The sequence below is a fragment of the Planctomycetia bacterium genome (assembly GCA_034440135.1).
Lineage (GTDB): Bacteria > Planctomycetota > Planctomycetia > Pirellulales > JALHLM01 > JALHLM01.
Genome location: JAWXBP010000511.1, coordinates 1 through 8680, shown reverse-complemented (window position 1 = coordinate 8680; position 8680 = coordinate 1). Strand labels below are relative to the sequence as shown.

Below are 8680 nucleotides of genomic sequence, written 5' to 3'. Positions count from 1 at the left end.
GGGTTTGCACCCCTGGCTATTGTCTGTCGCCCCTACCGGGGCTAGATCATGTTGACGTTCGTGTGTCGTGGCATCACCTGGATTGCTTACCCCAGCACCTTTCCGAACTCCTCCTCGTTCATCCCCACGAACAACTGCTTGCCGCGGCGGAAGGTTGGGGCGCGGAGGTTGCCGCTGGGGCCGATCAGGGCTGACTTCAATTCCGCGTCGGTCGGCGGCGACTTTTTCATGTCGAAATGGAGCACCTTCTTCCCTTTGGTCGCCCAGACGTGACTCGCTTCTCGGGCTAGGGCCACGGCCTCTTCGGGACCGAGACGCGTTTTGCGGGCGTCGACTTGCTCGGTGATGGTCGCCTCCGCTGCTTCGAGAAACGCGTCCGCCCGGGCACAGCTTTGGCAGTTCTTGCGGTGGTAGTACCAGTCGATCTTCATGCGGGTTTTTCAACATGTCAGGGAGATGATCTCGTGGCGTCGCCGGATTCTAGCCGCGGTGGACAATTCTCCCAGTGGGCGTTCCGGCGCGCGTTGCGACCCGCTGGGGCGGGGTCTATACTTGCGGCAATCCTGGCCCCGCCTGTTCGCGGCGTCTCGCCCGCAATCGCTTCATCGTTGAGAGGTATCGCACATGCCCACGTCGTTGGACCGTCGTGATTTCGTGAAGGCCGCCGGGGCCACTGGTCTCGGCTTGGCCCTTGGCTCTCTGACCGCCACTCGGGGACTCGCTTTCCCTGGCGACAAGGAGCCGCTCTACAAGATCTCCCTCGCCGAATGGTCGCTGCACCGCGCCTTGGGTGAGAAGAAGCTGGACAACCTGGATTTCTCCAAGGTCGCCAAGGAAGAATTCGGCATCGAAGGCGTTGAATACGTCAATCAGTTCTTCAAGAACAAGGCCAAAGACACCAAGTACCTGGCCGACCTCAAGCAGCGCGGCGACGACCTGGGCGTGGCCCACGTGCTGATCATGATCGACGGGGAAGGGCACCTCGGCGATCCGGACGAAGCCGAGCGGAAGAAGGCCGTCAAGAACCACCACCAATGGGTCGACGCGGCCAAGTTCCTCGGTTGCCACTCGATCCGGGTAAACGCCCACGCCGAGGGGACCTTCGAGGAACAGCAAAAGCTGGCCGCCGATGGCCTGCGGCAGTTGAGCGAGTACGGGGCGAGCCATGGGATCGGCGTGATCGTCGAAAACCACGGCGGCCTGAGTTCGGACGGCAGTTGGTTGGCCGGCGTGATGAAGCTGGTCGATCACCCCAATTGCGGGACGCTGCCGGACTTCGGCAATTTCAACCTTGGCGACGGCAAAACATACGACCGCTACAAGGGGACGGACGAGATGATGCCGTATGCCAAGGCCGTGAGCGCCAAGAGCCACGACTTCGACGCCGACGGCAACTGCATCGAGACCGACTACAAGAAGATGATGGAAATCGTCCTCAAGCACGGCTACCACGGCTGGGTCGGGATCGAATACGAGGGCAGCAAGATCTCCGAGCCGGATGGCATCAAGGCCACCAAGAAGCTGCTCGAAAAGGTCCGCGACGAGTTGTCGTAGTCCCTCCGTCAAACACCGCGGCTTAGGGCCGCGGTGGCTGGAGCAATCCTGAAACGAAGACGCGCCGCCCGCAAGAAACTGCGGGCGGCTTTTTTTGCGCGCCGGTGTCTTCTCCAGCTTCACATCAGTCGTCTGTTTTCGTCCATTTCAACCGCTTTGAACCGGACACTCCGAGAAATGGGAAAAGTCGCACTGCACAAGAACCGGGCAGCCGCGCGGCTGCCGGGTTCGTCGGCAGAATGCCACGCAAATAGGCACACTCGACGAATCGACGTAAGTGCTAGCGGTACAATGACATCGGAGGAAGCCTTGCCAGCACTGAAATGATGGTCACGTTCGAGCGGGAGGAACCGCTCGGAAAAGTGATCCACAGCCGTGTTTGGAAAAGGGAGTGACGATGAAACAACGAGGGAACGACGTCATCCGAGTCGCCAGTGAACTCTTCGAGCAGGGGCCGGACTGGGTGATCTTCTTCAAGGAGGTTCTGGGCATCGGCGGCATCGTCCGCCAGGTCTACGACACGCCGGAAGCCATGGCCGCCTTCGAGCGGACCGAGGAGTACGCTGAGATCAAGCAGATGCTCTCGGAACTTCGGCGCCGGGCGACGGAACGCGAGCCGTCGCGCGAGGCCATCCGCGTGATCACCGTCCGAATGCCGGAGAGTCTGCACGAGTCGCTCAAGGCCGAGGCGCTGGGCCACGAGATCAGCATTAACCAGCTCTGCATCGCCAAGCTCGTGAAGATCATCGACGAGCAGAACGACTTGCCGAAGAAGCGCAACGAGTCGGCGAGGCGTCGAAAAAGAGAGCTCGAAGTGGACCTGTAAGCCGGGTTCTGTCCCGGCCGCGGTTGCCCACGACCGGCGACGACCATTTCTCTAGGCCGGCGATTGCTCGCCGGCTCCAGCAACCTACCCGGAAGTCGGTAGCGGATCGGACCGATCCGCCGACCGCCCGTCGGTTCCGTAGAACCTGCGGGCGGTCGTGCTTCCTGTTTGGTCTTGCTCCCGATGGGGTTTACCTAGCCGAGCCGGTCGCCCGGCCCGCTGGTGCGCTCTTACCGCACCGTTTCACCCTTACCGCGCGGCCGGAGCCGCGCGGCGGTTTGCTTTCTGTTGCACTTTCCCTGGCCTCGCGGCCGGTGGCCGTTAGCCACCATCGTGTCCTGCGGAGCCCGGACTTTCCTCCCGCGCTTGCGCGCCGGCGGCCGTCCAGTCCACTTCGAGCTCTGGGGGGATTCTATCACATCCTCAATGAATCCTGTCGTCGGCACGCGCCATGCCAAGCCCAGGGCAGGCCCTCGAAATCGTTGCTATTGGAGGAGACTACGACGGCCTGCCCTGGGTTTGCTGGAGTAAAGCGCTTCGTCTCGCAGAACCCAGGGCAGGCCTCCGATGATTTTTGCCAGTAGCTGCGACTACGAGGGCCTGCCCTGGGCTTATTGCTTATTAGTTGTGGTGGTGGATGCTTTTCCTGGCATGCCCGGCATAATCCGCGCCGCCGGCAGTTCGGCCTGTCAAACCGAGGCGCTGAATCGTTGCCCCTGCCGCCGGCTTCGATCACGATGGAGGTTTGGCCTCGCATCTTGATTCTGCTTCAACGGTTGGTCGGCCAGCATGTTTCCACTTCGCAGGTCCCCTTGGACCCGTTCGCGCCGCGGCCTCGCCGCTCGGAGTACACCACGCCGCCCCCGGCTGTGGACGGAGCCGCTGGAGGACCGGCGGATGATGGCGCTCGTTTCGGTGTTTGCCAACAACACGTACAACGATGTTTCCGCCGACGGCGAAGTCAACCAGGTGATTCAGTCGCTGCAGGCGGCGAACCATACCGTCCGAACTTTTGGTGGAGTTTCGGCGGTAGACATTTTCTTTGCTACCGATGACGAGCAAGTCCTGGTCATCCCGGAGTTGGAAAACGGCAATCTGGCCGCCGTAGTTTCGAACGCTCAACTGAACGCATACGTCCAGTCGGGCGGGTCCGTCATTGTCTTTGGCACGCACAGTAGTACGAACTTCAACGAGATCGCGCTGCTGGCCTCTGCCTGGGGCATTGTCGCTATCGCGGGCGCTGACGGCCAACTCGGGACGGACACGATCACCGCGGCCGCCAACGGCACCTTCTTCGCGGGTGGTTCCAACACCATCACCGAACCGGATTCCACCAGCCGTCTCGTCACATCGTCGTTGCCGCCCAACGCGCGTTCGATCTACACGAATGGCGCCGACACGACCGTCGCCCAATTCCGCGTGGGACTCGGCCAAGTCATCTACTTGGGTTACGACTGGTTCAATGCCGCACCGTTGCCGGGCGCTCAAGACGGCGGCTGGAATGGCGTGCTGGACCGCGCTATCGATCAGGCGACGGCGTTGACGTATCAATCGACGACGTCGCAGAACTTGATCCTGCGCCGCAACCCGCCCACCAACACCTATCAGATTCTGGACGCCGCCACGAATGCGGTGCTGACGCAAAAGCGATTTGTCGAAACCAACCAGATCCTGATCACCGGCGCCGACAACCTGAATACCGGGCTCTCGATTGACTACAGTTTTGGCGGATTCATTGATGTACCGACGTTCTACAATGCTGGCGCGGGGGCGACGGACCGCCTGACGATCTCGGGCGCCAATTTCGCCAACACGGTGCATACGCTCAACAATGTGTTCGACGGCAGGATCACGCACGCTAACGTGGCGGTGAACTACACTGGCGTGGAGAACGCGGAAGATGTGACCGACGCGGACAACTACAGCCTGAGTACCACGAACAGCGCGGACGTCGCGATTGTTGACGACGGTCCCGCGGTGCTCGGTAATGCGACGATTCGATTCCGATCGACGAACGGCGCGTTCGGCAACATCCACGTGTCGCGCAAGCGATTCGTGACGTTCGATACGTTGGCCGGCGCGGATACTACGACCGTCAACCTGAGCGGTGACATTGACCGACTGGACGTGATGACCGTCAACTCCGGCGTCACGGACGGCGATGTGATCAATGTGTTGAACTGGACCGATGAGCCGCTCAATCTCACTAGTACCCTCGGCACCGACACCATCAATATCGGCAATGCCGGCATTACCTCGGGCATCCTGGGCGCGATCAGCATCTCCAATCCGCCCAATCTCACGGCGGTGCGGATCGACGCTTCGGCGGAAACCGCGGCCAAGTTAGTACGCGTGCGTGAGAATGAGGTCCAAGGCTTGACGCCGAAGCCCGTGGCCTACGTCGAGAACGATATCAGCACGCTAACGCTGCTGTCCGGTTCGGGCATCGACGATATCCGGGTTGAGAGCACCGCGGCCGGGAAGGCGACGTCGATCAGCGCCGGCGGCGGCAACGACACACTTTTGATCGAGGCGCCGCTCCTGGGGCCTGGTGGTACGCTGAGCATCGACGGTGAGGCCGGCGCCGACACGTTGACCATGCGCGGCGCGGGCATCACGAGCGTGGTGCACACCGTGACCGGTCCGGGCGCCGGTCAGTTTCTACACGACGGTCGGGCGACCAACTACGCGGGGATCGAGACGGCGCAAGACGCCACCGTGGCAACGAACTACTTGCTGTTGGGTACGGCCAACGCGGATGTCGTGAATGTCGTCGGCGGCCCCACGGTGCAAGGCGGGCTCACGACGCAGTTCAATTCCGCGAATGGCACGTTCAGCACGGTGAACGTCAATGGCAAGACGAACATCACTTACAACTCCGGCGCCGGCGCGGACACGATCACGCTCAACAATCCCGGCGGTTCCGCTGGTTTGACGGCGCTCACCCTCAACAGCGGCGGCTCCGACGGCGACGTGGTGAATGTGCTAGCGACGCGCGACGGCGTGAACACGACGATCACGAACTCCAGCGGCGCGGACACGGTGAATGTCGGCAACGCCGGGCTGCTAACTGGCATCCTCGGCGCGCTGACCGTCAATGGCGCATCGAACCTGACGGGTCTGAACATCAACGCGGGCGCTGACACCACAGCGCGCAACGTCACGATCACCAATGGTACGGTCTCCGGGCTTGCGCCGGTCGCAGTGAACTATTCGGGCGACGCCATCAGTTCGCTGTCAGTGCAGACTGGCGGCGCCGCGGACGTGTTGACGATTTCCGGTACGGCCGCCAATCGCACGACCAACGTGCGGAGCGGCGAAGGGAATGACACGTTCACGATCAATGCCAACGGGCTGGGCTCAACCAGCACGAACAACTTCTTCGGCGAAGGGGGCGACGACACGTTCACGTCCGGATTCTCGGTCGACGCCATCATCAACGTCGACGGCGGTCCGCACGCCGTGGGCGATCGCATCCGCTACGACTTCGCCGGATTGGGCGTAGTGCTGTTTGCCAACAGCGTGGCCGCGACCGGACGGCTGCCGATCAATATCACGAACATTGAGTTCCAGGATCTCATCGGCCTGGGGACCGACATTCAATCGGTCAACGTGCGACATTCGCCGCTCGGCGGCATCAGCAAGATATTCACCACGAACAATGCGCACAACGCCGTCATCCAAGTGCAAGACGGCGCGACGTACTCGCTGTTCAACTTGCGCGCGAACGTGCCGATCGCTGTCGATGGTTCGTTCCTCGACGATCGTTTGGAAATCATCAACACGGGAACGGTGCTGCTGGACGCGGAGATCACCTTCAAAGCAGCGCAGAATTCGAGCTTCGGCGACTCGCTGGCCTTCTCCGGAGGCGGCAATGTTGTCATCAATGAGATCCACTCCGCCACGGGTCCGAATGCCGGCGCGTTCAATCTCGACAACGTGATGACCGTCGACTATTCGGCGATCGAAGCGCTGACGGATTCGATGTTGACCTTCGGGCTCACTTACAACACGCCGCCCAACCAGGCCGATCAACTTAGCTACACGGACGGCGCGGCCATTCCGGAAGCGCATCGCATTGCCAGCGGCAACAATGCCTTTCTAAGTTATGAGTTCGCCAGCAAGGTCGAAGTCACGGTCAACACCGGCACGGGCGGCGCTGACGGCGCGGACATCCTCAGCGTAGCGACGACGATCGACATGCCGCTGATGACGGTGCTCCGGTTCTTCACGGGCGCGGGAGACGATCGACTCACGATTAACGCCACGAGCCCGCTGCCGGCATTCAATGTGGATCTGGGATCCGGCACATTGGACCGGCTGATCGTGCTGGCCGGTGATACGCCGAACGAGTTGTTTATCAACGCGACCACGGTAACCGGCGCGACGACGCCGATCACTTACACGAATTCGGAAGAATTGGAAGTGTTCGGGCAAGGCGGCGACGACGTATTCAACGTCGTTCCTTCGTCCTCGACACGCTTCATCATTCACGGCGACGCGCAGGCCGTGGCGGACACGCTGAAGATCGATGCGCAAGCCAATAGCGTCACCGTGGCCGAAGGCTCGGTAACAGTCATTGGCCGCCGTCCGATCGACTTTGATGGCATCGAAGCCGGCGAACTGTTCTCGTCGACGGGGCAGATCGTCGTCGTGACGATGCTGCACGACGCCAGCGGCGGCACGAGCGTTATCCATACCGGCGACACGACGAATTCCGGCACGCTGCAGGTGCAAGACGGGCCGGTGTTCAAGTTCCGCGATTTGATTCCGACGGCGATCCTGTTCTTTCAGGGCGGCGCCGGTGACGATCGGTTGAACTTTATTCACGACGGCACGACGTTGCTGAATGTCTTCGTCGACTATGTCGGCGGCGGCCACGTGAGCGGCGATGTACTCGCCTTCTCCGGCAATCAGCCGCCGTTGGCGAACGAGACGCATCAGCCCAGCGGGCCGAATAGCGGAACACTGACTTTCGGGCCGACGCTGACCGCGCGCTATGCGACGCTGGAGAACATCGAAGACGCGCTGCCGGTGACGCAACTCAACTGGGTCGCGCCGAACAATTCCGCGGACAACGTGTTCTACGAAAACGGCGTGTTCCTGCCGACGGCGCATCAGATCCGCAGCGGCAACGCGGCGTTTGTGACACATCAATTCGCCGCGAAGACCGACATTGACGTGCGGCTCGATTCCGGCGCGGCGGATTTGGCGGACCTACTCGATGTCCTCGTCACGCAAGCGATGCCGGGTTTGGCGTCGCTGGAGTTCTTCGCAGGCGCAGGGCCCGACAGCGCCGCGATCACGATCACGGCCGCCTTGCCGCCGACGGTCTACCATGCTGGGACTGGCATTCTCGATTTCTTAACCGTGCGCGGTACGGCCAGCGATGACGCGTTGACCGTGGAAGCCACGAAGATCAGCGGCGCGGGCACGTCGGTTACGTACGACAACGAAGTCGATAACCTGCGCATCGAGGCCGGTGACGGCAACGACTCGATCAACGTGCTGTCCATCTCCGCGACGATCGTCACCGTTGTCGCCGGCGGCGCAGGCAACGACACCGCGACCGTACAAGCTCCGCTGGCCGCGGTGTTGACGTTCCAGGACGGTGACGGCGACGATCGATTGGTTCTGGTCGGCACCAATGCGGATGAGACGTTTAACCTGGGCGGAACGACTGTCACTGGCGCGGGGGCGACGATCAACTACGACGCCACGCTTGAGCATCTCGATGCCCGTGGTTTGGGAGGACTCGATGAGTTCTTCGTCTCGCCCAATGAAGTCACCGAGTACTTCGTCGACGGCGGACCGCCAACCGGCGTGTTGCCGGGCGATCGACTGGAGATCGACTTCACGGGCACGACGGGACGCCGGCTTAATTTCACCGCTCCGGGCACAGGCGCGTGGACGTTTACGAATCGCAAGCGCGTCGGCTTCACGGATATCGAAGAGTTCAACTACTTCGACCTCCTGGCCGCGGGCGCCGACGCTGGTGCGACCAGCGTGCCGAGCGTATTGCTGCTCGATGCGCTGTCGCTTGAGGAATCGGTGCGGCTGCTGGCCTACGAGGCCAACTACAAGGAAGGCGTACGCGTCGCGCTCGGCGATCTCAACGGCGACGGCATTCCCGAATTGGTGACCGCGCCGGGCAGAAGCCATGCGCCGGAGATTCGCGTGTTCGACGTCACCAGTGGCGCGGAATTGCCGCAGTACCGCTTTCAGGCCTTTGGCGCCGGGTTCGTCGGCGGCGTCTTTGTCGCAGTGGGCGACGTCGATGGCGACGGACGCAACGACATT

At 61.9% G+C, this 8680-nt stretch carries 4 protein-coding genes and 1 other RNA gene; 2 read left to right on the top strand and 3 right to left on the bottom strand.

The window, feature by feature from the left end; all coding sequences use genetic code 11:
• Positions 1–86: 86 nt before the first annotated feature.
• The gene (locus tag SGJ19_28880; protein MDZ4784280.1) at positions 87–431 is read right to left on the bottom strand and encodes an ArsC family (seleno)protein; all 345 of its coding nucleotides are present in this window, start codon (positions 429–431) and stop codon (positions 87–89) included.
• A gap of 193 nt (positions 432–624) precedes the next feature.
• Between SGJ19_28880 and SGJ19_28875 the strand changes: the two genes are divergently transcribed.
• The gene (locus SGJ19_28875; protein ID MDZ4784279.1) at positions 625–1554 is read left to right on the top strand and encodes a TIM barrel protein; all 930 of its coding nucleotides are present in this window, start codon (positions 625–627) and stop codon (positions 1552–1554) included.
• A 513-nt stretch (positions 1555–2067) separates the two neighbouring features.
• Here the strand turns inward: SGJ19_28875 and SGJ19_28870 are convergent.
• The gene (locus tag SGJ19_28870; protein MDZ4784278.1) at positions 2068–2280 is read right to left on the bottom strand and encodes a hypothetical protein; all 213 of its coding nucleotides are present in this window, start codon (positions 2278–2280) and stop codon (positions 2068–2070) included.
• 81 nt (positions 2281–2361) lie between these two features.
• An RNA gene (rnpB, locus tag SGJ19_28865) (RNase P RNA component class A) lies at positions 2362–2776 on the bottom strand.
• A gap of 501 nt (positions 2777–3277) precedes the next feature.
• On the opposite strand from rnpB, the gene SGJ19_28860 reads away from it, so the two are divergent.
• Positions 3278–8680, top strand: a 5403-nt coding sequence (locus SGJ19_28860; GenBank protein ID MDZ4784277.1) for a hypothetical protein, incomplete at its 3' end; no start/stop codon positions are given.

What these genes read in the sequence shown, in the direction of transcription:
- SGJ19_28880 (MDZ4784280.1), bottom strand. Translation starts at nt 431, where the DNA reads ATGAAGATCGACTGGTACTACCACCGCAAGAACTGCCAAAGCTGTGCC.
- SGJ19_28875 (MDZ4784279.1), top strand. Translation starts at nt 625, where the DNA reads ATGCCCACGTCGTTGGACCGTCGTGATTTCGTGAAGGCCGCCGGGGCC.
- SGJ19_28870 (MDZ4784278.1), bottom strand. Translation starts at nt 2,280, where the DNA reads ATGCAGAGCTGGTTAATGCTGATCTCGTGGCCCAGCGCCTCGGCCTTG.